Origin of the sequence: Streptomyces sp. NPDC001513 (assembly GCF_042894695.1) — a bacterium.
Taxonomy (GTDB): Bacteria; Actinomycetota; Actinomycetes; order Streptomycetales; family Streptomycetaceae; genus Streptomyces.
On the sequence record NZ_JBIAVU010000005.1, the window covers coordinates 138,183 to 160,411 of the forward strand.

A 22,229-nucleotide genomic window follows, 5' to 3' on the forward strand; every position below is an offset into this window, starting at 1 on the left:
TCACCAACCAGCGTGAACGCGATCAAATTCCCCCTGAGGCGTCAGGTGCGCCGGGAGCCTCCAGGGCGGCGAGCTCGGCGGCGAGGTTGGCGCGGGCCGGGGCCTCCCAGTGCGCGGCGCCGTAGGGCGTGCGGAAGAGGCGGGGCAGGTCGAGGAGCTGGCGCAGCACGGCGGCGCGGCCGGTGCGGAAGGCCTCGTCCGGGACGAACCCGTACTCGGCGCGCACGGCGGCCACGTACGCGGCGTAGGCCTCCGGGGCGCCGGCCAGGACGGCCAGGTCGGCGTCGCAGAGCGCCTCGCCGTCGGTGTCGCCGGGGGCCGGGTCGTGGGTGACGGTGAGCCGGACCAGCCGGGCCACCTCGGCGGTGCGGGCGGCGCCCATGCCGAGCTCGGGGAGGGCGCGCTCGGCCAGGGCGGCGCTGCGCTCCTCGTTCTCGGAGCGGTCGGGCCGGTAGACGGCGTCGTGGAACCAGGCGGCGAGCTGCACGGCGGCGAGATCGGCGGCGTGCGGAGCCAGTACGTCGATCCGCGCGAGTACGTCGGCCAGGTGCGCGGTGGTGTGGTAGCGGCGCTGCGGCTCCGCCCAGGCGGCGAGCAGGCGCTCGGCGTAGGGGGCGGGATCGCGGTCGGCGGCGGCGCCGGCGGCGGTGACGGTGGCCTGCCAACGGGCCCGGAGGGCCGTGGTGTCGGGACCGGCGTCGGGACCGGCGTCGGGACCGGTGCCGGGGCCGGTGTCGGGGTGCTGGGTGCCTGTGTCCATGCGCACATTGTGGGGGTGGCGTGATTGTGCTGGTGGAGCGCGGGTGGAGGCCCGTACCCTGGATATTGGACTAGACCTATTTTTCATACCGGATGAAGGACGGCAAAGAATGAGCAACCGTGCGCTCCTGGAGGTGATCGCCCTCGACGCGGAGGACGCGATCGCGGCCCAGGCCGGTGGGGCGGACCGACTCGAACTGGTCACCGACATGGCCGCCGACGGGCTCACCCCGGCGCGCGAGACCTTCGCGGCGATCAGGGCGGCGGTCGACATCCCGCTGCGCGTGATGCTCCGCAAGACGGACGGCTTCGCGGCCGGGGACGTCTCCGTCCTGGTCAGCGCGGCGCGGGAGCTGCGGGCGGAGGGCGCGCAGGAGTTCGTCCTCGGCTTCCTGAACCCGGACGGCACCCCCGACCTGGCCGCCGTCGAGGCGGTCGTCGCGGAGCTGGACGGCTGCCGCTGGACCTTCCACCGGGCGATCGACCGCGCGGCGGACCGCGACCAGCTGCGCAAGACGCTGGCCGACCTCCCCGGGCTGGACACGTACCTGACGGCCGGCTCGGCGGCCGGGGTCGAGGAGGGGCTGCCGGTACTGGTCGCCGAGGCGGCGCGGCGGGGGGAGCCGGGGTACGGGGCGCGGATGCTGGTGGGGGGCGGGCTGACCCTGTCCCACCTGCCGGTGCTGCGCTCGGCGGGCATCGACGCCTTCCACATCGGCGGCGCGGCCCGCCCCTCCGGGTGGGGCCGCCCGGTCTCGGCCGAAGCCGTGGCCGCCTGGCGCTCAGCCCTGACCTGACCCGCGGCCCGACGACCGGGGCTCCGCCCGGGGTCCGGGCGTGCACCCGTCTGCAACATGACGGGTGGCGTGGGTTACCCGGCCTGCTTCTCGGCGGGCTGGGCCGGTCCGACGGACGTCTGCAGCGGGGCCTCCTCGATGAAGAGGCAGAGCAGGAAGGCGAGGAGTGCGGTGGGGGCGGCGTAGAGGAAGACGTCGGCGATGCCGTGGCCGTAGGCACTCTCCAGCCAGGTGCGGACCGGGGCGGGGAGCAGGTGCATGTCGGGCAGTGAGCCGCTGCCGGTCGCCTGGGCGGCTGCGGCCCGTGCCTTGGGGGCCAGGTCGCCGATGGTGTCGGCGGCGTAGTGGGCGATGCGGCCGGCCATCAGGGAGCCGAGGACGCCGACGCCGACCGCGCCGCCGAGGGAGCGGAAGAAGGTGATCACGGAGGAGGCGGCGCCGAGGTCGGCGGGGCTGACCTGGTTCTGGGCGGCCAGGACGAGGTTCTGCATCATCATGCCGACGCCGATCCCCAGGAACGCCATGTAGATGGCCAGTTCCCAGTAGGGGGTGTCGTAGCGCATCAGGCCGAGCAGGGTCAGGCCCGCGGTGAGGAAGAGGCCGCCGGAGACCAGCCAGCCCTTCCAGCGTCCGGTGGCGGTGATGAACCGGCCGGAGAGCGTGGAGGATACGAACGTACCGGCGATCATCGGGATGGTCATGACGCCCGACATGGTCGGTGACTCGTTGCGGGCGAGCTGGAAGTACTGGGAGAAGAAGACCGTGCCGCAGAACATGCCGACGCCGACGAACAGCGAGGCGAGCGAGGCGAGGGTGATGGTGCGGTTGCGGAACAGGCGGAGCGGGATGACCGGTTCGGCGGCCCGGGTCTCGGTGAGGACGAACAGCAGGGCGAGCAGGGCGGTGCCGCCGACCATGGTGTAGGTCTGCCAGGACAGCCACTGGTACTTGTCGTCGGCGAAGGTCACCCAGATCAGCAGCAGCGAGGCGGCCGCGGTGATGAGGAACGCGCCGGTCCAGTCGACCTTGACCTTCCGCTTGGCGACGGGCAGGTGGAGTGTCTTCTGCAGGACGGCCAGTGCGATCAGCGCGAAGGGGATGCCGACGAAGAGGCAGTAGCGCCAGCCGAGCCAGTCGGTGTCGGTGATGACGCCGCCGAGGAGCGGGCCGGCGGCGGTGGCGACGGCGACGGTGGCGCCGGTGTAGCCGGAGTAGCGGCCGCGCTCGCGCGGGGAGATCATCGCGGCCGTGATCACCTGGGCCAGGGCGGTGAGACCGCCCGCGCCCAGGCCCTGCACCACACGGGCGCCGATCAGCGTGGCCGGGTTCTGCGCCAGACCGGCGATGACGGAACCGGCGATGTAGATGACCAGGGATATCTGGACGAGTGTCTTCTTGCTCACCAGGTCGGCGAGCTTGCCCCAGATCGGGACAGAGGCGGTCAGGGAGAGCAGTGCCGCCGTGACGACCCAGGTGTAGGCGGACTGGCCGCCGCCGAGGTCCTTGATGACCGCCGGCAGCGCGGTGGTCACGATCGTCGAGGAGAGGAGCGCGGCGAACAGGCCCAGCAGCAGGCCCGAGAGCGCCTTCATGATCTGCCGGTGCGCCATGGGCGCGTGCCCGTGGTCGCCTCCGTGCCCGGGCGCGCCCTTCGGCTTCGCGTGGGCCGGCACACCGGTCGGTGTGATCGTTGCCATGGTCTTCCTTCTCCAACGTCTCGGCTGTGAAGCACGCATCCGCGCTTCGTGACCGAGACTCCGACGGGCCACCGTCCACTTTCCAGAGCAAGCGAGAGCGACTGCCGTTCACCCATGTCCGCTCGTGCTCATTCCGGTCCCGCCCCGCAGCGGGCGCGAGTGGACAGGAGTGGACGGTCCTCGTCCCGGCCGGCTCTGGAAAGTGGGCAGCGCCCGGTCGGAGTGTGGGGCACATCGAACGAACCCGCCCCGTGCGTGACCCGCTTGGGTCGCGCCGCACCAATCAGAAGGTCTTCCCGTGAATTACTCCTGCTCCGAGTCGCCGACCGAAATCGTGGCGCGGCTGCGTGCCGCCTTCCGTACCGGCCGCACCAAGTCCCTTGAATGGCGCACGGCACAGTTGCGCGGGCTGCGGGACATGCTCACCGAGGGCGGCGCCGACCTGGCCGCGGCGCTGCACGCCGACCTCGGCAAGCCGTCCGGTGAGGCGTACCGCACGGAGATCGATTTCACGATCCGGGAGATCGACCACACGCTCGAGCACCTTCAGGCGTGGCTGGCTCCCGAGGCCGTGGCGGTCCCGCCGATGCTGGGGCCGGATGCATCGGCCTGGACGCAGTACGACCCGCTGGGGGTCGTACTGATCATCGCCCCGTGGAACTATCCGGCCGGGCTGCTGCTCGCTCCGATGGTCGGTGCGCTGGCTTCCGGGAACGCGGTCGTGGCCAAACCGAGCGAGCTGGCTCCGACCACTTCCGCCGTGCTGGCCGGGCTGCTGCCGGCCTACCTCGACACCGAAGCGGTGGCCGTCGTCGAGGGCGGAATCCCCGAGACCACGACGCTCCTGGCCGAGCGTTTCGACCACATCTTCTACACCGGCAACGGCATGGTCGGCCGAATCGTCATGCGGGCCGCCGCCGAACACCTCACCCCCGTCACCCTGGAACTGGGCGGCAAGTCCCCGGTCTTCGTCGACCGCGGTACCGATCTCGACGTGGTCGCGGAACGGCTGGCCCGCGGCAAGTTCCTGAACGCCGGGCAGACCTGCATCGCTCCGGACTACGTGCTGACCGACCCGCAGACCGCCGCAGCCCTCGAACCCGCCCTCACCCGAGCCATCGAGGCTCTCTACGGCGCCGATCCCGCGACGTCCGGGGAGTACGGACGGATCGTCAACGAGCGGCACTTCGACCGTCTCACCGGCCTGCTCGGCTCCGGCCGGGTGGTGGCGGGAGGAGGCAGTGACCGGACGGGCAAGTTCATCGCCCCGACCGTCCTGGCCGACGTCGACCCCGCCTCTCCGGTCATGCAGGAGGAGATCTTCGGCCCCATCCTGCCGATAGTCACCGTGACCGGCCTCGACGAGGCCATCGGCTTCGTCAACGACCGCGACAAGCCGCTCGCCCTGTACGTGTTCACCGAGTCCGACGACACCCGGCACCGCATCGCCGCCGAGACCTCCTCCGGCGGCCTCGGCTACGGCCTGCCCGTGGCCCACGTCATGGTCCTGGATCTGCCGTTCGGCGGCGTCGGGGAGAGCGGCATGGGCAGCTACCACGGCCACCACTCCATCGAGACCTTCAGCCACCGCAAGGCCGTACTCGCCAAGCCGCTGGCCTGAGGGGTCGCTCGGTCGCACGACTGATCGCCGTACGGCCCCGGCCAGGTGCTGGTACGGATCGTGGGAGCGGGGTTCTGCCACACCGACATGCTGCCGAGGACGCCCGGGTTCATGGCCCAGCCGCCCATCATCACCGGACACGAAGGCGCCGGGATCGTGGAGGAAGTGGACCTGCACGAGAACCGGATGTCCCTGGCCCGTGAACTCGGCGCCACCGCAACGGTGCACGGCGGCGACGACGACATCGTGGCGAAGCTGCGCGGACTCACCCGGGGAGGAGCCCAGTACGCCCTGGACACCACCGGGAACCCCGGCGTCATCAACACGGCCATCGACGTCCTGAGACCCACGGGTACCGTCGGCTTGGTCGGCGCCCCCTCACGGCCTCTGACCCTTCCCCCCTCCGCCCTGGCACAGGGCAAGAACGTGAGGGGAATCCTGGAGGGCGACGCCGTGCCCCAGCTCTTCATACCGCAGCTGCCCGTGCTGTTGCCGGGCAGCTGAGCGCCGGCGTTCGATCCGCGGGTCAGGACAGGGCCGCGGGGAGCGGGGTCGCGTGGAGGGCCGTGAGGCCTGAGACGGCGCGGGTGAGACAGACGTACAGGCGGCGGAGGCCCGTGCGTTCGTCGGGCTCGCCGTCGACGATCGCGGCGGGCTCGTCCAGGACCACGTAGTCGTACTCCAGACCCTTCGCCAGCGAGGCGGGGACGAGGGTCAGGCGGGACTCGGCCGTGGTCTCCTCGCCCGGCGACAGGTACGGCAGGCCCGCCGCCAGCAGGGCCTGCGCCAGGGCGGGGATCCGCGCGTCCGCCGCGATCAGGCCGATCGACCCCTCGTGGGCGAGCGACGCGCGGCAGGCCGCCACCACGTCCGACGTGAGGTCATCCGTCCGGGAGACGACCAGTGAGCCCGGGGTCTCGCGGACCGAGGAGACCGGGGCCAGGCCCGGGGAGATCGACGGCAGCAGCCGGGAGGCGTACGCGATCACCTCGCGCGGCACGCGGAAGCCCGCCGTCAGCTCCTCCAGCACGGCCTGCGGCTTGCCCATGTGCGTCAGGGCCTCGTCCCAGCTGCGCGTGGCCCACGGGGTGGTGCCCTGCGCGAGGTCGCCGAGGACCGTCGCCGAGCCCGTCGTGCAGCGCCGGCCCACCGCCCGGTACTGCATCGGCGACAGGTCCTGGGCCTCGTCGACCACGACGTGGCCCAGTGAATGCGTCCGTTCCACCAGGTCCGTGGCCTCGTCGATCAGGACCAGGTCCGCCGCCGACCACTTCGCCGACTTCACGCTCCGGAACGGCTTCGGCCACAGGAGGAGCTTCTGCTCGTCCGCCGTGAGGACGTCCGCCGCGTGCAGCGCGAGGAAGTCGGGGTCCGACAGGAGGCGCAGCACCAGCTTGGCCGGCTCGACGGGCGGCCAGACCGCCTTCACCGCGGCCTTCACCGCCGCGTTGCGGGCCACCGCGTCCTGCACGCGGTCGTCCGGGGCCTCGCCCGCCTGCTCCATCCGTACGAGCACCGCGTGCGCGATGCGCTGCGGCAGCGCATCCCGGGCCGCGCCGTAGCGGATGTCGCGCTTCTGCAGCTCCTCGACCATCTCGGCGATCTCGTACGCGGGCACCCGCCAGCGGCGCGAACCGCGCACCACCATCAGCGGTTCGGTCGGCGCGGTGACGTGCGAGCGGAGCGCGCGGCGCAGCACCTCCGCCATCCGGGCGTCGCCCTTGACCACGGCGGTTTCGGCGGCGTCCGTGCCGCGTACCTCCAGGCCCTCGCGGGTGACCAGGTCGTCGACGGTGGCCTGCTTGACCTCCAGCTCGCCCAGGGCGGGGAGGACCTGCTCGATGTAGTGCAGGAAGGAACGGTTCGGCCCGATGACGAGCGTGCCCGTGCGGGCGAGGCGGTCGCGGTGCGCGTAGAGGAGGTACGCGACACGGTGCAGGCCGACGGCGGTCTTCCCGGTGCCGGGGCCGCCCTGCACGCAGACGGAACCGGACAGGCCGGAGCGGACGATCTCGTCCTGCTCGGGCTGGATCGTCGCGACGATGTCCCGCATGGGGCCGACGCGCGGGCGCTCGATCTCCTGCTGGAGCAGCTTGCTGACGGCGGCGGCCTCGGCCGGGTCGGACAGGTGCTCGTCCTCGTACGCGGTCAGTTCGCCGCCGGTGTAGCCGAAGCGGCGGCGCAGCGCGATGTCCTGCGGGTCCTTCTTGGAGGCCCGGTAGAACGGCTGGGAGACGGGCGCGCGCCAGTCGATGACCATCGGATCGCCGTCGGCGTCGTGGACGTGGCGGCGGCCGATGTAGAACTGCTCGCCCTCCGCCCCCTCGGCGAGCTCGGCGCCGGGGGAGTGCAGGTAGTTGAGGCGGCCGAAGAAGAGCGGGGTGTGCGAGAGGTCGGCGAGGGCCTTGATGCGGTCGTCGATCTGGGCCTGGAGGACGATCGCGTTGACCCAGTTCGCGGTGACGTCGCGGATGTCGAGGGCCTCGACGTCCTCGCGCATCGCGCGCAGGGCGGAGCGCGAGTGGGAGAGGTGGGCCCGTTCGCGGGCGAGCGGGTCGGACGCTGACTCGGGGGCGTGCGCGGGCACGGGACTGCCTCCAGCTGCTGGTGCGGAACAGAAGCCCGCCGGTTTCCAACCGGGGGGCGGCTCTCCCCGATGAGGCGGTGGGAGGCGGCAAGAGCGGAGATTCTAACCACCGGGGCGGGGCGGCGCGAATGAATTTGTCCGTCCCGCACAGGACCGCCGTACGGGTGTCATACCGGGGAGTGTCATACCTCAGGGAGGGCCCTAGGGGGCGGCATGGGCCGGGAGGAGGATGCCGCAGGGCCCGAGGTTCAGCCCCGAGGGCGATGTGATCCGCGGGGCGGAAAAGCACCATGGACACATGAGCACCGCAACCTTCACCCCGGTCCAGGGTGGCCGCCCGCGCGGCGCCACTGCCCTCTCCGACGCCCGCCCGCGCCGCCCCCTCGGCCGCGCGCTGCAGGCGGCCAAGATCTTCGCGGCGGCGGCCGTGAGCGTCGTCGTCCTCGGCGAATACGCCGAGGACGCGGGCGTCATACGCCGCTGACCAGGCGCGCAGCAAGGTGTGTTGGGTGATCCACTAGGGTCACGCGCGTGACCCGGAGCCCTGCCCACAGCCGCTTACCGTTGCCCTTCGCCGGTGTGCTGGTGACGGGGTCGCTGCTCGTGCTGGGCGTGCTCGGCGTCGCGCTGCGGGTTCCGGTGGCCGATGCCCTCGTCGACGGGTTCTGTGCCGCCGAGTGGCGTCCGTCCGCCGCCTATCCGCCGTTCGCGGCGATCCTCTTCACACCGGCCGCCGGGCTGCCCGCCGGCGTACTGAAGGCCGTCCTCGTCCTGGGTGACGCCGGGCTGCTCGCCCTGCTGATCAGCCTGTCCTGGCGCCTCGCGGGACTGGCGGCCAGGCCCGGGCCCGTCCTGGCCGCCACCGTCGCCGGCCTGTGGCTGGGACCGCTGTTCCAGGCCCCGCTGCCCGGCCAGGTCAACCTGGCCCTCGCCTGCCTCGTCCTGTGGGACCTCGGCCGGCCCGGCGCCGCGCTCGGCAAGGGCTTCGCGCTGGGCACCGCCGCCGGGATCACCCTCACCCCGGCGGCGTTCGTCCCCTACCTGCTGGCGACCCGCCGCGTCCGGGCCGGACTGACCGCGCTGGCCGCCCTCGCCGGTACCGCGCTGCTCGGGCTGCTGGTCCTCCCGCAGGACTCGGCCGCGTTCTGGACCCGGCACCTGCCCGCCGCCGTACCGGACTGGCCGGCCCTGTGGGTATGGTCCGTCCCCCTGCTGGCCCTGCTGATCGCGGCAGCCCGTACCCCGGCCGCCCCGGGCCGGCGGGACGGCCGTCCGCTGACCCTCAGTCGCTCGCCAACAGCTCGTCGGCGTCCATGATCCGGTAGGCGTACCCCTGTTCGGCCAGGAAGCGCTGGCGGTGTGCCGCGAAGTCCTGGTCGATCGTGTCGCGCGCGACGACCGAGTAGAAGCGGGCCTCGTGGCCGTCCGCCTTCGGACGCAGGACGCGGCCCAGGCGCTGCGCCTCCTCCTGGCGGGAGCCGAAGGTGCCCGACACCTGGATGGCGACCGTGGCCTCCGGCAGGTCGATGGAGAAGTTCGCGACCTTCGACACGACCAGCACGCTGATCTCGCCCTCGCGGAAGGCGTTGAAGAGCTTCTCGCGCTGCGCGTTGGAGGTCTCGCCCTTGATGACGGGGGCGTCCAGGTGCTCGCCGAGCTCGTCGAGCTGGTCGATGTACTGCCCGATGACCAGCGTCTGCTCACCGGCGTGCTTGCGCACCAGCGCCTCGGTGACCTTCCGCTTCGTCGCGGTCGTCGCGCAGAAGCGGTACTTCTCCTCCGTCTCGGCCGTCGCGTACGCGAGCCGCTCCGCCTCCGTCAGATTGACGCGGACCTCGACGCAGTCCGCCGGCGCGATGTAGCCCTGCGCCTCGATCTCCTTCCACGGCGCGTCGAACCGCTTCGGCCCGATCAGCGAGAAGACGTCCGACTCGCGCCCGTCCTCGCGCACGAGGGTGGCCGTCAGACCGAGCCGGCGGCGGGCCTGGAGGTCGGCGGTGAACTTGAAGACCGGCGCGGGCAGCAGGTGCACCTCGTCGTAGACGATCAGGCCCCAGTCCCGGGAGTCGAAGAGCTCCAGGTGCGGGTAGACGCCCTTCCGCTTCGTCGTCAGGACCTGGTACGTGGCGATCGTGACGGGCCGGATCTCCTTGCGGGTGCCGGAGTACTCGCCGATCTCCTCCTCCGTGAGCGAGGTCCGCTTGACCAGCTCGTGCTTCCACTGGCGGGCCGAGACGGTGTTCGTGACGAGGATCAGCGTGGTCGCCTTCGCCATCGCCATGGCCCCGGCGCCCACCAGCGTCTTGCCGGCGCCGCAGGGCAGCACGACCACACCGGAACCGCCGTGCCAGAAGCCCTCGACGGCCTGCTGCTGGTACGGGCGCAGCGCCCAGCCGTCCTCGGCCAGCTCGATCGGGTGCGCCTCGCCGTCGACGTAACCGGCGAGGTCCTCGGCCGGCCAGCCCAGCTTGAGCAGCGTCTGCTTGATCTGCCCGCGCTCGGAGGGGTGCACGGCCACGGTGTCGGCGTCGAGGCGCGCGCCGACGAGCGGGGCGATCCGCTTGGACCGCAGGATCTCCTCCAGCACGGGCCGGTCGGTGCTGGTCAGGACCAGGCCGTGCACGGGGTGCTTGGAGAGGGTGAGGCGGCCGTAGCGCGCCATCGTCTCGGCCACGTCGACGAGCAGCGCGTGCGGGACGGGGTAGCGGGAGAACTCGACGAGGGCGTCGACGACCTGCTCGGCGTCGTGCCCGGCGGCCCGGGCGTTCCACAGGCCGAGCGGGGTGATCCGGTAGGTGTGGATGTGCTCGGGCGCCCGCTCCAGCTCGGCGAACGGAGCGATGGCGCGGCGCGCGGCTCCGGCGAGCTCGTGGTCGACCTCGAGCAGGAGGGTCTTGTCGCTCTGGACGATGAGCGGTCCGTTCACGCGCGTCCCTTTCCGGCGGGGAGACGGCTGCCCGGGCGCGGGCGGCCAAACCTCCAGTCTGCCGTATCGCCGGGCCGGGCGGGTGGTTCTCGGTCCCCGGACCCGGGGTGCCGCCGCTTCCAGGTGCGGCGCCGCTGCCGGGGCTCCGCCCCAGACCCCGCCGGGCTCCGCCCGGACCAGCGCCTCAAACGCCGGCGAGGCTGAAGATCGGGGCTCCGCCCCGCGCCCCGCTCCTCAAACGCCGGCGAGGCTGAAGATCGGGGCTCCGCCCCGCGCCCCGCTCCTCAAACGCCGGAGGGGCTGAAATGGTGCGGCGAGGCTGGAGTGGTCCGGCAGGGCTGGATGGTGCGGCGGAGCCGAAGGGTCGCAGGGGCTGGAGTAGCAGCCGGGCCGGTTGGGCCGGGGTCGGGTGTGTGTCGGGGTGATCCCCGCAGGGCGTCGAACACAACAAGCCTCCACTCTCCGACCTCTCGTCACGTTCGGCGCCCGAGGAGACGCCCCGGCGCGCGCCCGGCCCCGGCACAACCGGCCCCCCCCCGCACCCCGCCCGAGCGGCGCAGCCAACCGGCGCAGCCGACCGTGAGCCGGGTCGGTGGCGGGTTTGCGGCCGAACGGGTCGTCGACGGGGGCCGGCGACGTTGCGGCCGGGTCATCGCGGACCGGCGTCATACGGTGGCGGTCGCTCACAGGCGACGTAAGAACGGACGCTCATGACGCAAGATCGACGGGACCAGGCGCTCTTCCGTGCCGCCTCGGCCCCCGCCACCGTCAACACCGCCACCCACGACACCGGCCTCCTCCTGCTCCGGCTCGTCGTCGGCCTCACCATGGCCGGCCACGGCACCATGAAGCTCTTCGGCTGGTTCGGCGGCCCGGGCCTCAACGCGACAGGCAAGGGCTTCACGCTGGCCGGCTATCCCGCCGGGGACGCCATGGCCGTCATCGCCGGCCTGTCCGAGACCCTGGGCGGCCTCGGGCTCGCCGTCGGCCTGCTCACCCCGCTCGCCGGCGCCGCCCTGACCGGCGTCTTCATCAACATCCTCGACCTCCGGGGCCTGAGCGCCTACTTCCCGCCCAAGGGCGTGGAACTCGAATCGCTGCTGTTCGCCGGGATCGTCGCCCTCACCCTCACCGGGCCGGGCCGCTTCGCCGCCGACCACTACCTCCCGGTGCTGCGCGAGTCGCGGCCCCGCTACTCCTGGCTCGCCCTGCTGGTGGGCGTCGTCGTCGGATTCATCGTCGTGCTCATCCGGGACTGACGGCGGCTCCCGCACCGAGGTGCTCCAGCGGGCCCGCCGGGTACGGGGTCTCCGCGGGGAGCAGCGCGCGTGCCGCCTCGGCTTCGCCCGACCGCAGCAGGTCGTGGATCCGCCGGGCCAGCGGGGTCACGTCGCGGATGGAGACCGTCCACTCGTCGGCGTACGCGCGCGAGGCCGGCCCGGACAGGCCCAGCTGGAGCGAGCGGTACGGCAGCGGGTTCAGGTGCAGGTCGCGCTCCGGGTCCCACTGGACCCGGGCGGGCGCCCCGCGCAGGGACTCCTGCCAGGCGGCCCGGTCCGCGTGCACGCCCGGCACGTAGTGCGAGAGGCAGGCCTCGCGCAGGGCCCGGTCGAAGCCCTCACGGGTGATCTCGACGGCCAGGACGGTCTCCTGGTCGACCTTGGTGGCCCAGCCGCAGCGGTACATCATCCACAGGAACGAGGGCTTGATCCACGTCATCCGCTCCCGCTTCCAGGCGGGCGGGAAGCGGCCGTCGCGGGCGGCCGGTTCCCCCAGGCGGGGGGCGTAGGCCTGGTAGACGGTGAGGGTGGTGTCGGTGTGCGAGGCCCGGATCTGGCGGGTGGGTGTGGGCGTGGGGGTGGGTGGGGCTGACATGGCCCCAGCGTGCGGGATGGCCTGGCGGCCGGCCAGCTGTTTTCCGTGCGGTGCCCCACCGTTGCCGGGTGCCGCGCCTCCCCCGGACCCTCCCCCAGAGTTCGTCCGGGGGGACCCCCAGCGCCTCAAACGCCGGCGCGGCTGGAGTGGCTAGACCTGGTCCTCCGCCAGTTCGGCTACGCCCGTGATGCGGTGGAGGGCGTAGGTGCGGACCTCGTCGGCCGTGTGGTCGTAGCCCGTGACGAAGCCGCCTTCCACGCGGACCGGGGCGATGACGCGTTGGCTGGCGGCGCCGTCCGCGTTCACGTAGCCGATCCACACCGCCGAGCCGGTCAGGGCCGCCGCCTGGACGGTCGCCAGGGTTTCCGCCGCGCTCGTGCGCGGGAGTTCGCCCGGTGCGCCCGTGGACGGCGCGGGCTCCTTGCGGACCGCCGTCGCCGCCAGGTCGCCCGCGCGGATCGCCCGTACGGCCGCCGCCAGCAGCGTCGCGTCCGGCACCGGCGGACCGTCCGGCACCGGTACGGGCGCCGAGCGGGCCGGTGCGCGGTGGGCGTCGGCCCGCGCCACCAGCACGTCGCCGGTCAGGGACTCCGCGGCCGGCGCGTAGCCCATCGCCCGCAACCCCTCCAGGAGGGTGGTCGGTTCGGCCTGTGCGGCCAGGACGGTGGGGGCCAGGCGGCGCAGACCCAGCCCCGCAGAGCGCTTGTCGGCCAGGATCTCGCCCAGCATCGCGTCGTCGTCGCAGCGGACGTACGAGGAGGCCGCGCCGACCCGCAGGTGGCCGTGGCGGCGGGCCACGTCGTCGATGAGGTAGGCGAGGGGCTGCGGGACCGGGGTGCGGCTGTGTTCCTTGAGGAAGGCGTGCAGGTCGGCGGCGGCATGCCCGGCGTCCAGGGCCCGGCGCACCGAACCGGGCGTGAAGCGGTACACCGTCGCCCCGCCCTTGGACTCCACGTCCGCCAGCACCGCCAGCGTGTCCCCGAGCGGCCGGCGCAGCGGGCCGGGGGCCACCGCCGTCAGGTCGGCCTGGAGCAGGACGTGGTCCACGGGCTCGGGCAGGAGGGGGGCCAGCAGCGGCGCCGGGTCCTCGTGCGCGAGCAGCGCCCGGCCGGGCCCGGACAGGGCGCCCCGGCCCGTCACACCGAGGACCTCGGCCTCGATCAGCGCCCAGCGTGCGAGGCGGGTGCGCAGATCGCTCGTACCGCGTACGGGACGCTCCCACGCGAGCCGGCCCAGTACGGCCTCCACGTCGGGGGACCCGCCCTCGGGCAGGGTGGCGAGGAGTTCCAGGACGCGCCGGCGCACCTCGGGGGCGGCGGAGCGGTCGAGGTCGGGTCCGAGCGCGGACAGCGTGCGCCCCTTGGCGTCCTGCTCGCCGACCAGACCGGACGTGCGGGTGGCCGGCAGCCAGGCCGCCACCAGCACCGTCCAGCGTTCGGCGGGCGGCAGTTCGCACCAGCCGTCGAAGGCGGGCGTGGGCGCGTACCGCTCGTCCGCCTCCCCGTCGCTGGCCAGCAGCCCGGCCGCGTAGGCGAGTTCGATCCAGAACGCCGCCGACGGCTCGCTCGTGTCCAGGGTGGCCGCGGCCCGCTTCAGGTCCCGTACCGCGAGCCCGCCCGCCCGCAGCACCAGCGGAGCGGCGTGCTCCCAGGACTTCACCAGCTCCTCGACGGTGGACAGCGCGGCCAGCGCCTGCCCGGCGGCGTTCGCGTCCACAAGCTGTGGACGGTGCTCGCGGTGCGCGGCCACCGCCGGGGCCACCGGCGCGGTGTCCCGGTGCGCGAGGCCGCCGCGCAGGTGGAGCGCCACCTCGCGGGGCAGTACGACGGTCCGCGCCGTCGTGGGCAGCAGCAGCCCGCGGTCGCGCAGCCAGCGCACCGGCGCGGTCGGATTCGGGGTCACCTCCCCGTACGGCGGCCCCCACACGAGCCGCCCCAGCACCTGGTGCGCCTCCGCCGGCGCCTCGTCCAGCAGCGCGGACATCCGCTCCGGGTCGGTGAACAGCCCGGTCAGCGCCGACACCGCGGACACCGGGTCGTGCGTGGCGGGCAGCCCGGCCGCCGCCACGATCTCCTGGATCCGGGTCGGCGACATGCCGGAGGTGGCCTCGGCGACCGTGGGCCCGAGACCGGTCGGGGAGGGCCGCTGGGCGGAGGGCGCGAGCAACTCGCGGGCGGTGCGCACCAGGCGCAGCCGGTCTTCGTCGCCCCACACCAGGGCCTGGTCGCGCAGGCTGCCCAGGGCGCGGGGGAGCGCGGCGCGGGCGCCGTTGTCCTCGCCGGTGGTGCCCTCCTCGCCGGTCAGCAGCGACTCCAGCACCGGGTACGGGCACGGGTCCGGGGCCACGGCGAGTGCCTCGGCCGTCTGCAGTGTGAAGCGGTCCAGGCGCTCCAGCGCCCGCACCACCGAGGCCCTGGTTCCGGCGCGGGTGGCCAGTTGCGTCACGTCGCCGGGCACCGGACCGAGCAGGTCCGGGCGGGCGTGCAGCAGCGTGGAGAGCGCCGCGTCGTCGCGGGCGCGCAGCGCCTCGGCGAGGGAGCGCGGGGCTCCGCTTCCGCCGGATCCCCCAGCAGTGCTTGCCTCGGGCACAGTCGCCTCCTGGTCGCGTCGGCCGGTCAGTCGGCCGGTCCCCATCCGGCCAACGGTATCCGCTGTGCCCGCGACGGCTCCACGGGCGCACGCGCTACCTTTCGGGTGGGCGGTACGGGAGGAGCCGGGGCATGGGGATCGAAAGCGACCACCTGGTCTACGAATATCTGAGCCGTGTCGGGGACTTGGCGCAGCAGCGGCAGCTTTCCTCCGGCGACCGGATGCGCCTGGTGGCGGGGCTGCGGGACGAGATCGACCGTCGGCGCGCCAAGTACGAACCGGAGACCCCGGCGGCCGTACGCCGCATCCTGGAACGGATCGGCACGCCGGAGGAGGTCCTGGACACCCACGGCTCCCGGCCGGGCTCCGCGGCCCCCGCGCCGGGGTCCGGCGCGGCGTCCGGCCCGGGCGCGTCGGTGCCGGCCCAGCGGGCCCCCGGCCGCCTCCGCCGCCCGGGCAGGCCCGCGCCGCGGCCGGCGGCGGAGCCCGTGAACGTGCCGCCGCACCTGGCCGGGCTGGACGAGCTGGGCCCGTCCGGCGGGGCCGAGCCCGAGTGGTGGCGGATGTCCCCCGCCGCGTACGGATCGGGTCCGCAGGTGGACGGCTTCGCGGGCGGCATCGAGATGCCGGAGCTTTTCGAGGAGGAGGAGCGGGCGGAGGCCGGGACGGCCGGGAAGGACGGGAAGGCCGGTAAGGAGGCGCAGGATCCGCCCGGGCCCCCGCCTTCGGCTGCGCGTGGCCTCGTACGGTTCCTGCGCGAGCGGCGGCGGGCGAGGAAGGAGGCCGCCGGTGCCGGTGCTGCCGGTGGGGTGGAGGAGGCGGCTCCGGCCAGGCCGCGCCCGAACGCGTTCCTGCTGCTGGCCGCGGCCGTCCTCGTCGTCGGCGTGGCCACCGGGTACTGGCTGCTGCTGGTCATCGGCTGGCTCCTGCCGTACGCCTCGCGCGTGCTGCGGCCGGCCGAGCGGAAGTGGGCCGTCTTCGGGCCGCCCGGCGTGGTCCTCGCGGGGGCGGGGGTGTGGCTGTGGGGCCGGATGAACGGCAAGTGGGGGGAGACGCTGGCGGACGAGCAGGTGAGCGGTGCCTTGCAGGGCATGTGGCCGTGGTTGTTGCGGGGCGCCGCCGCTGCCTCCGTGGTCTACCTGGTGTGGCGGGCCCGCCGTCGCTAGCCTGCGGCGCCGTTGCGGGGGCCCTGCCCCCGAGCCCCCGCGCCTCAAACGCCGGCGGGGCTGAAAGATCGGGGCTCCGCCCCGGACCCCGCGCCTCAATCGCCGGCGGGGCTGGATGGTGCGGCGGAGCCCCGGAAGAGGGGCCGGGTTATGCCGCCGGGGCTCCCGGGATCACCAGGGGCGAGCCCGTCACCGGGTCCGGGATGACGAGTGAGGTGAGGCCGAAGACCTCTTCGACCAGTTCGGCGGTGACCACCGACGACGGCGGGCCCTCGGCCACCACGCGGCCCGCCTTCATCGCGACCAGGTGGTCCGCGTAGCGCGCCGCCTGGTTCAGGTCGTGGAGGACGGCCACCACCGTGCGGCCGCGCTCCCGGTTGAGGCGGCGGATCAGGTCCAGGACCTCCACCTGGTGGGCGATGTCGAGGAAGGTCGTCGGCTCGTCCAGGAGGAGCAGGTCGGTGTCCTGGGCGAGGGCCATGGCGATCCACACGCGTTGGCGCTGCCCGCCCGACAGGGCGTCCACGGGGCGGTCGGCCAGGTCGGCGACCGACGTGCGGGCCATCGCCTCCGACACCGCCCGCTCGTCCGCCTCCGACCACTGCTGCCACCAGTGCTGGTGGGGCTGGCGGCCGCGCGCGACCAGGTCGCCGACCGTGATGGCCTCCGGGGCCACCGGGGACTGCGGGAGCAGCCCGATGGTCTGCGCGATCTGCCGGGTGGGCAGCGAGGACAGGGCGGCCCCGTCCAGCAGCACCGCGCCCGAGCGGGGCTTCAGCAGCCGGCCGAGGGCCCGCAGGGTCGTCGACTTGCCGCAGGCGTTCGGGCCGACGATGACCGTCACCTTGCCGTCCGGGACGGCCAGGTCGAGGCCGGAGACGACGACGCGGTCCTCGTACGCGAGCGTCAGCCCGTCCGCGGAGAGACGGCTCGCGGGCAGAGCCCTCGTCGAGAGTCGGCTCGTCGGGGTCATGCCTTGCCTCCAGTGCGGCCGCGGACGATCAGCCAGATCAGGTACGGGGCTCCGACGGCGGCCGTCAGCACGCCCACCGGGAGTTCGGTCGGCGACAGCAGCCGCCGGGCCAGGAGATCGCCGAACACCACGATCAGCGCGCCGGTCAACGCCGAACACAGCAGCGGGATCTGCGCGGTCCGCGTCACGCGCCGCGCGATCTGCGGCGCGAGCAGCGCCACGAAGTCCACCGGTCCGGCCGCGCCCGTGGCCACCGAGGCCAGCACCACGCCCAGGGCGATGAGCCCGAGCCGGACCCGGCCCAGCCGCACCCCGAGCGCCGTGGCCGTGTCGTCGTCGAGCGAGACGGTGCGCTGCGCCCGCGCCGCCCACAGCACGCCCGGCAGCAGGCACAGCAGCACCCAGGCCAGCGGGGCGCCGACGTCCCAGCCGCGCCCGTTGAGGGAGCCCGTCATCCAGATCTTGGCCTGCTGGGCGACCAGGTAGTCCCCCTTGGCCATCAGCAGGGTCGTCACCGACCGCAGGGCGATGGCGCATCCGATGCCGATCAGCACGAACCGGCCCGCGTGCAGACCGCCCCGCCACGCGAAGACGTACACGAGGCCGGCCGCGACGAGGCCGCCGAGGACCGAGAGGTACGGGAGCACGGCGTACGAGGTGACGCCGAAGGTCAGCGCCGCCACCGTGACGGCGCTCGCGCCCTGGCTGACGCCGATGACGTCGGGGGAGGCCAGCGGGTTGCGGGCCACGGTCTGGATCAGCGCGCCGGCCACCCCGAAGGCCAGGCCGACCAGCAGCCCGACCGTCATCCGGGGCAGCCGCAGGGTGCCGACGACCAGTTCGTCCGGGGACGGCTGCCCGAGCAGCACCCGCAGCACCTCGCCGGGGGAGACGTACGACTCGCCGACCGACAGGTAGCCGACGCACACCGCCGCCAGCAGGACGGCCAGGCCCACGCCCACGGCCGCCGCCCGCCGGTGCAGCAGGAACGAGGCCCGGCCCGCGCGCACCCGCGCGTATCCGAAGGGCACGGCGCTCACGCGGCCACCGCCTTGCGGCGCACCAGGACGACCAGGAACGGCGCCCCGATCAGGGCCGTCATCACCCCGGCGGGGACCTCGCCCGGCGGCACGACGACCCGCCCGACCACGTCCGCGACGAGCAGCATCACCGGCCCGATGAGCGCGGCCATCGGCAGCACCCAGCGGTGGTCGCCGCCGACGACGGCCCGCGCGATGTGCGGGACCGCGAGCCCGACGAAGGCGATCGGCCCGACCGCCGCCACCCCGGCACCGGTCAGCACGGTGGCGCCGAGCCCGCCCACGATCCGTACGGCGGCCACGTTCTGCCCGAGCCCCTTGGCCACGTCCTCGCCGAGCGCCAGCGCGTCCAGGCCGCGCGCCACCGAGAGCACGAGCACCGCGCCGGCCAGCAGGAACGGCCAGATCCGCCGCACCACCTCGGCGTTCTGCTCCCCGGCCACCGAGCCGACCTGCCAGAAGCGGAACTCGTCCAGCGCCGATGCCCTCGTCGTCAGCACGGCCGTGGTGACCGACACCAGCAGCGCGTTGATCGCGGCCCCGCCCAGCGCCAGCTTCACGGGGGTCGCGCCGCCGCGCCCGCGGGAGGCGACGGCGTACACGGCGACGGAGGCGACCGCCGCCCCGGCGAAGGCGAACCACACGTACCCGGTCAGCGTGTGCACCCCCGCGAAGGCGATGGCACAGACGACCGCGACCCCGGCACCCTGGCTGATGCCGAGGATGCCGGGGTCGGCGATCGGGTTGCGGGTGATGCCCTGGAGCGCGGTCCCGGCGAGGGCGAGGGCCGCGCCGACCATCAGGGCGATCAGTGTGCGCGGGACGCGCAGGGCGGTGACGACTTCGGCGTCGGGGCCGCTCGCCCCGTGGACCAGCGCGTCCCACACCTCGGCCGGCGGGACCGGGCGGGCGCCGACGGTGAGGGAGAGCACCACCGCGCATATGAGTGCGGCGAGCGCTGCTGCCGTCCACCCGGTGCGACGGGTCGTCAGGGCGCGTCGGAGGGCGGGCGCAGACATGTCACCTATTTCACGAATTGGTAAGGCGACCCTAGGTGTACGTTCCCCCTTTGTAGGCCCGGTGTCGGCCTCCTGTCACCCTGCCTCGGCACAATGGACTGTATGAACCTCACCGTCGGCTTCGACCTCGACATGACCCTCATCGACTCCCGTCCGGGCATCCGGGCCGCCTACCAGGCCCTGTCGGCCGAGACGGGTACGTTCATCGACGCCGACGAGGCGGTCACGCGCCTGGGCCCGCCGCTGGACGAGGAGCTCGCGTACTGGTTCCCGGAGGCCGAGATCCCGGCCATGGCCGACCGCTACCGCGAGATCTACCCCACGTACGCCATCGAGCCGACCCCGGCGATGCCGGGCGCCCGCGAGGCGATCGAGGCCGTCCAGGCGCTCGGCGGCCGCGCGATCGTCGTCACGGCCAAGCACGAGCCCAACGCCCGGCTGCACCTGGCGCACCTCGGCATCGAGCCGGACGCGGTCATCGGCTGGCTCTGGGCGGAGGCCAAGGCCGGCGCGCTCCGCGAGTACGGCGCACAGGTCTACGTCGGCGACCACGTCGGCGACGTACGCGGGGCCCGTACGGCCGGCGCGCTGTCCGTGGCGGTGCCCACCGGCCCGTGCCCGGAGCCGGAACTGCGCGCGGCGGGCGCGGACGTGGTGCTCCCCGACCTCACCGCGCTGCCCGAGTGGCTCGCGCGGTACGTCGCCGCGCAGCCCGTCTGAGCCCCCGCTACGCCTGTGAGGCCCGGGCCGCCCTGCGCTGCGCCGCGGCCGAGCGGAGCACGCCCGCGGCGGAGATGGCGAAGCCGACGCCCATGAGCATGCACACCGCCCACGCGTACGGCGGGAACGGATCGACGTCGAGGAACAGCGGGGCCATCGTCGCCAGCGTGGCCACGGCCCCGGCGATGAACACGATGCCGCCGGCCTTGACGAGCCCGTCGCCGGGCCGCGCTTCGTCGCTATGAGGAGTAACAGTCACCCCACCAGGGTAGTTCCCTGGCCGAAGGCAGCCGACGGCGAAGGACCGGGGAACGTCTTGTCACCCGGCCCCCGACCATTAGCCTTGAGGCGGCGGGTCACCCATGGCCCGCTGCGCTGTTGTCCGGAGCCGTTCACGGCCCCCGGACCCCGACGAGCACAAGGACAGAGGACGGACGTGCCTACCGGCAAGGTCAAGTGGTTCAACAGTGAGAAGGGCTTCGGCTTTCTCTCCCGCGACGACGGCGGCGACGTCTTCGTCCACTCGTCAGTGCTCCCTGCCGGGGTCGACGCCCTCAAGCCCGGCCAGCGCGTCGAATTCGGTGTCGTCGCGGGACAGCGCGGTGACCAGGCACTTTCGGTGACGGTACTGGACCCGGCGCCGTCCGTCGCGGCGGCGCAGCGACGCAAGCCCGACGAACTCGCCTCGATCGTGCAGGACCTCACGACCCTGCTGGAGAACATCACCCCGATGCTGGAGCGCGGCCGCTACCCCGACAAGGTGCACGGCACGAAGATCGCCGGACTGCTGCGCGCCGTCGCCGACCAGCTGGACGTCTGATCCCCGTACGCACACCTGCGCCCCGCCACTCGAAGGAGCGGCGGGGCGCAGTCGTGCGTACGGGCCCTTACGGGAAGGCCAGGGCATCGGGCGCGATGGCCGGTACGAGGCCCTCCGCCGCGGCCCGGGTCAGCAGCCCGCGCACCGCCGCGTAGCCCGAATCGCCGAGGTCGGCGGTGAACTCGTTGACGTAGAGCCCGATGTGCTGGTCGGCGACGGCCGGGTCCAGCTCCTGCGCGTGCGCGCGCACGTACGGGCGGGAGGCCTCCGGGTCGTCCCAGGCCATCCGGACCGACGTACGGGCCGACTCGGCCAGCGCGCGCAGCCGCTCCGCGCCCAGCGTGCGCTTCGCGATGATCGCGCCGAGCGGGATCGGCAGACCCGTCGTGGACTCCCAGTGCTCGCCCATGTCGGCCAGACAGTGCAGCCCGTAGTCCTGATAGGTGAACCGGGCCTCGTGGATGACCAGTCCGGCGTCCACCCGGCCGTCGCGCACCGCCGGCATGATCTCGTGGAACGGCAGCACGACCACCTTGCCGACGCCCTCGGGCAGCACGTCCGCCGCCCACAGCCGGAACAGCAGGTAGGCGGTGGAGCGTTCGCTCGGCACCGCGACCGTCTTCCCCGCCAGGTCCAGGCCCGGCTCCCGGGTCAGGACCAACGGGCCGCAGCCGCGCCCGAGCGCACCGCCGCACGGCAGCAGCGCGTACTCCTCCAGCACCCAGGGCAGCACGGCGTACGACACCTTCAGCACGTCCAGCTCGCCGCGCTCGGCCATGCCGTTGGTGACGTCGATGTCCGCGAAGGTGACGTCGAGGGCAGGTGCGCCCGGGACCCGGCCGTGCGCCCAGGCGTCGAAGACGAACGTGTCGTTCGGGCAGGGCGAGTAGGCGATCCTCAGCGGTTCACCGGTGCTCATGGCGTTCTCCCCAGTTCGCGAGTACGGGACCCAGCACGCGGAAGCCGGCGGTCAGCGCGGCGAGCGCGTCCCCGATCCGCCAGGCGTCACGGTCGCGCGGGCCCACGGCGTTGGACACGGCGCGGATCTCCAGTACGGGCAGCCCGTGCGCGGCCGCCGCCTCCGCGACCCCGAAACCCTCCATGGCCTCGGCCCCGGCCATCGGGTGCCGGGCGGCGAGCTCGGCGGCCCGGGCGGCGGTTCCGGTGACGGTGGAGACGGTCAGCACGGGCGCGAGCAGCGCCCCGGTCGCCTCGGCGGCGCGCGCGGCGAGCTCGGTGGGCGGCAGGTGCACGCTGTGCCCGAAGCCCAGCGCGCTCACGTCGAGAAAACCCTCGGGGGTCTCGGCGCCCAGGTCGGCGGCGACGATCGCGTCCGCGACCACCAGGGAGCCGAGCGGGGCGGCGGGCTCGAACCCGCCGCCGATGCCCGCGGAGACGACGAGGTCGTATGCGGCGAGGGCCAGGGCGGTGGCGGTACCGGCGGCGGCCGCCGCCGGCCCGACGCCCCCGACGAGCACGTCGAAGGCGATGCCCGGAAGGTCCCGGCGGGTGATGAGGTACCCGCCGGGCAGCGTGCGCGGCTCCGGACCGGGAGAGTCCGGATGAGGGGTCAGACCGGTGGCGACGGAGTCGGCCTCCGCCACCACCGCGGTCACGACGAGCGCGCGCACCGGTGCCGC

General features: G+C 73.8%; 21 protein-coding genes. 9 read left to right on the top strand and 12 right to left on the bottom strand.

Features of this window, described 5'->3' with window-relative positions; genetic code table 11:
* Positions 1–22: 22 nt before the first annotated feature.
* Positions 23–760, bottom strand: coding sequence for a hypothetical protein (locus ACFYZ4_RS12620; protein WP_390783878.1), 738 nt, complete (start codon positions 758–760; stop codon positions 23–25).
* A 109-nt stretch (positions 761–869) separates the two neighbouring features.
* Between ACFYZ4_RS12620 and ACFYZ4_RS12625 the strand changes: the two genes are divergently transcribed.
* Complete coding sequence (locus tag ACFYZ4_RS12625; protein WP_390783879.1) at positions 870–1,556, top strand: copper homeostasis protein CutC; 687 nt, start codon at positions 870–872, stop codon at positions 1,554–1,556.
* A gap of 74 nt (positions 1,557–1,630) precedes the next feature.
* Here ACFYZ4_RS12625 and ACFYZ4_RS12630 read toward each other — a convergent pair whose 3' ends face one another.
* On the bottom strand, positions 1,631–3,253 hold the full coding sequence (locus ACFYZ4_RS12630) for an MFS transporter (protein WP_390783880.1): 1,623 nt from the start codon (positions 3,251–3,253) through the stop codon (positions 1,631–1,633).
* 298 nt (positions 3,254–3,551) lie between these two features.
* Here ACFYZ4_RS12630 and ACFYZ4_RS12635 point away from each other — a divergent pair, with 298 nt between their 5' ends.
* Both ACFYZ4_RS12635 and ACFYZ4_RS12640 read left to right on the top strand, forming a co-directional pair.
* Positions 3,552–4,874, top strand: a complete 1,323-nt coding sequence (locus tag ACFYZ4_RS12635) for an aldehyde dehydrogenase family protein (protein ID WP_390783881.1) — start codon at positions 3,552–3,554, stop codon at positions 4,872–4,874.
* A gap of 45 nt (positions 4,875–4,919) precedes the next feature.
* A complete protein-coding gene (locus tag ACFYZ4_RS12640) occupies positions 4,920–5,378 on the top strand; it encodes a zinc-binding dehydrogenase (RefSeq protein WP_390783882.1) in 459 nt (152 codons plus the stop codon).
* Positions 5,379–5,400: 22 nt separating this feature from the next.
* Here the strand turns inward: ACFYZ4_RS12640 and ACFYZ4_RS12645 are convergent, their stop codons facing one another.
* Positions 5,401–7,461: a HelD family protein gene (locus ACFYZ4_RS12645; protein ID WP_390783883.1), complete on the bottom strand. Its 2,061-nt coding sequence runs from the start codon at positions 7,459–7,461 to the stop codon at positions 5,401–5,403.
* A 298-nt stretch (positions 7,462–7,759) separates the two neighbouring features.
* On the opposite strand from ACFYZ4_RS12645, the gene ACFYZ4_RS12650 reads away from it, so the two are divergent.
* Positions 7,760–7,945, top strand: a complete 186-nt coding sequence (locus ACFYZ4_RS12650) for a hypothetical protein (protein WP_351296420.1) — start codon at positions 7,760–7,762, stop codon at positions 7,943–7,945.
* A 47-nt stretch (positions 7,946–7,992) separates the two neighbouring features.
* A complete protein-coding gene (locus ACFYZ4_RS12655; protein ID WP_390783884.1) occupies positions 7,993–8,778 on the top strand; it encodes a glycosyltransferase family 87 protein in 786 nt (261 codons plus the stop codon).
* On the opposite strand, the gene ACFYZ4_RS12660 is transcribed toward ACFYZ4_RS12655, so the two are convergent.
* Positions 8,744–10,387, bottom strand: coding sequence for a DNA repair helicase XPB (locus ACFYZ4_RS12660; protein ID WP_351595492.1), 1,644 nt, complete (start codon positions 10,385–10,387; stop codon positions 8,744–8,746). The two genes, ACFYZ4_RS12655 and ACFYZ4_RS12660, sit on opposite strands and share 35 nt — an antisense overlap.
* A gap of 710 nt (positions 10,388–11,097) precedes the next feature.
* On the opposite strand from ACFYZ4_RS12660, the gene ACFYZ4_RS12665 reads away from it, so the two are divergent.
* Positions 11,098–11,646, top strand: coding sequence for a DoxX family protein (locus ACFYZ4_RS12665; protein ID WP_384352719.1), 549 nt, complete (start codon positions 11,098–11,100; stop codon positions 11,644–11,646).
* On the opposite strand, the gene ACFYZ4_RS12670 is transcribed toward ACFYZ4_RS12665, so the two are convergent.
* Positions 11,633–12,262 carry a DUF4291 domain-containing protein gene (locus tag ACFYZ4_RS12670; RefSeq protein ID WP_390783885.1) on the bottom strand — a complete coding sequence of 210 codons (630 nt, stop codon included), beginning with the start codon at positions 12,260–12,262 and terminating at the stop codon, positions 11,633–11,635. The genes ACFYZ4_RS12665 and ACFYZ4_RS12670 overlap by 14 nt on opposite strands.
* 150 nt (positions 12,263–12,412) lie before the next feature.
* Entirely contained in the window at positions 12,413–14,896 is a 2,484-nt protein-coding gene (locus ACFYZ4_RS12675; protein ID WP_390783886.1) for a helicase-associated domain-containing protein, read from the bottom strand.
* Positions 14,897–14,982: 86 nt separating this feature from the next.
* Between ACFYZ4_RS12675 and ACFYZ4_RS12680 the strand changes: the two genes are divergently transcribed.
* The gene (locus tag ACFYZ4_RS12680; RefSeq protein WP_390783887.1) at positions 14,983–16,017 is read left to right on the top strand and encodes a hypothetical protein; all 1,035 of its coding nucleotides are present in this window, start codon (positions 14,983–14,985) and stop codon (positions 16,015–16,017) included.
* 148 nt (positions 16,018–16,165) lie between these two features.
* Here the strand turns inward: ACFYZ4_RS12680 and ACFYZ4_RS12685 are convergent, their stop codons facing one another.
* The 3 genes from ACFYZ4_RS12685 to ACFYZ4_RS12695 are packed head-to-tail and all read right to left on the bottom strand — an operon-like array spanning position 16,166 to position 19,049.
* Positions 16,166–16,990: an ABC transporter ATP-binding protein gene (locus ACFYZ4_RS12685; RefSeq protein ID WP_390783888.1), complete on the bottom strand. Its 825-nt coding sequence runs from the start codon at positions 16,988–16,990 to the stop codon at positions 16,166–16,168.
* On the bottom strand, positions 16,987–18,030 hold the full coding sequence (locus ACFYZ4_RS12690) for a FecCD family ABC transporter permease (protein WP_390783889.1): 1,044 nt from the start codon (positions 18,028–18,030) through the stop codon (positions 16,987–16,989). Before ACFYZ4_RS12690 ends, ACFYZ4_RS12685 begins: the two co-directional genes overlap by 4 nt.
* Entirely contained in the window at positions 18,027–19,049 is a 1,023-nt protein-coding gene (locus tag ACFYZ4_RS12695) for a FecCD family ABC transporter permease (protein WP_390783890.1), read from the bottom strand. Before ACFYZ4_RS12695 ends, ACFYZ4_RS12690 begins: the two co-directional genes overlap by 4 nt.
* Positions 19,050–19,151: 102 nt before the next feature.
* Here ACFYZ4_RS12695 and ACFYZ4_RS12700 point away from each other — a divergent pair, with 102 nt between their 5' ends.
* Complete coding sequence (locus ACFYZ4_RS12700) at positions 19,152–19,769, top strand: HAD family hydrolase (protein ID WP_351296449.1); 618 nt, start codon at positions 19,152–19,154, stop codon at positions 19,767–19,769.
* A 7-nt stretch (positions 19,770–19,776) separates the two neighbouring features.
* Here the strand turns inward: ACFYZ4_RS12700 and ACFYZ4_RS12705 are convergent, their stop codons facing one another.
* Positions 19,777–20,028, bottom strand: coding sequence for a hypothetical protein (locus tag ACFYZ4_RS12705; RefSeq protein ID WP_030727717.1), 252 nt, complete (start codon positions 20,026–20,028; stop codon positions 19,777–19,779).
* 177 nt (positions 20,029–20,205) lie between these two features.
* Between ACFYZ4_RS12705 and ACFYZ4_RS12710 the strand changes: the two genes are divergently transcribed.
* Positions 20,206–20,589 (top strand): cold-shock protein, encoded by a 384-nt coding sequence (locus tag ACFYZ4_RS12710; RefSeq protein ID WP_030012939.1) that lies wholly within the window; start codon positions 20,206–20,208, stop codon positions 20,587–20,589.
* Between the two features lie 67 nt (positions 20,590–20,656).
* Here ACFYZ4_RS12710 and ACFYZ4_RS12715 read toward each other — a convergent pair whose 3' ends face one another.
* On the bottom strand, positions 20,657–21,508 hold the full coding sequence (locus ACFYZ4_RS12715) for a 1,4-dihydroxy-6-naphthoate synthase (RefSeq protein WP_351296452.1): 852 nt from the start codon (positions 21,506–21,508) through the stop codon (positions 20,657–20,659).
* Positions 21,495–22,220: a futalosine hydrolase gene (locus ACFYZ4_RS12720; RefSeq protein ID WP_351296455.1), complete on the bottom strand. Its 726-nt coding sequence runs from the start codon at positions 22,218–22,220 to the stop codon at positions 21,495–21,497. Before ACFYZ4_RS12720 ends, ACFYZ4_RS12715 begins: the two co-directional genes overlap by 14 nt.
* Positions 22,221–22,229 lie beyond the last annotated feature (9 nt).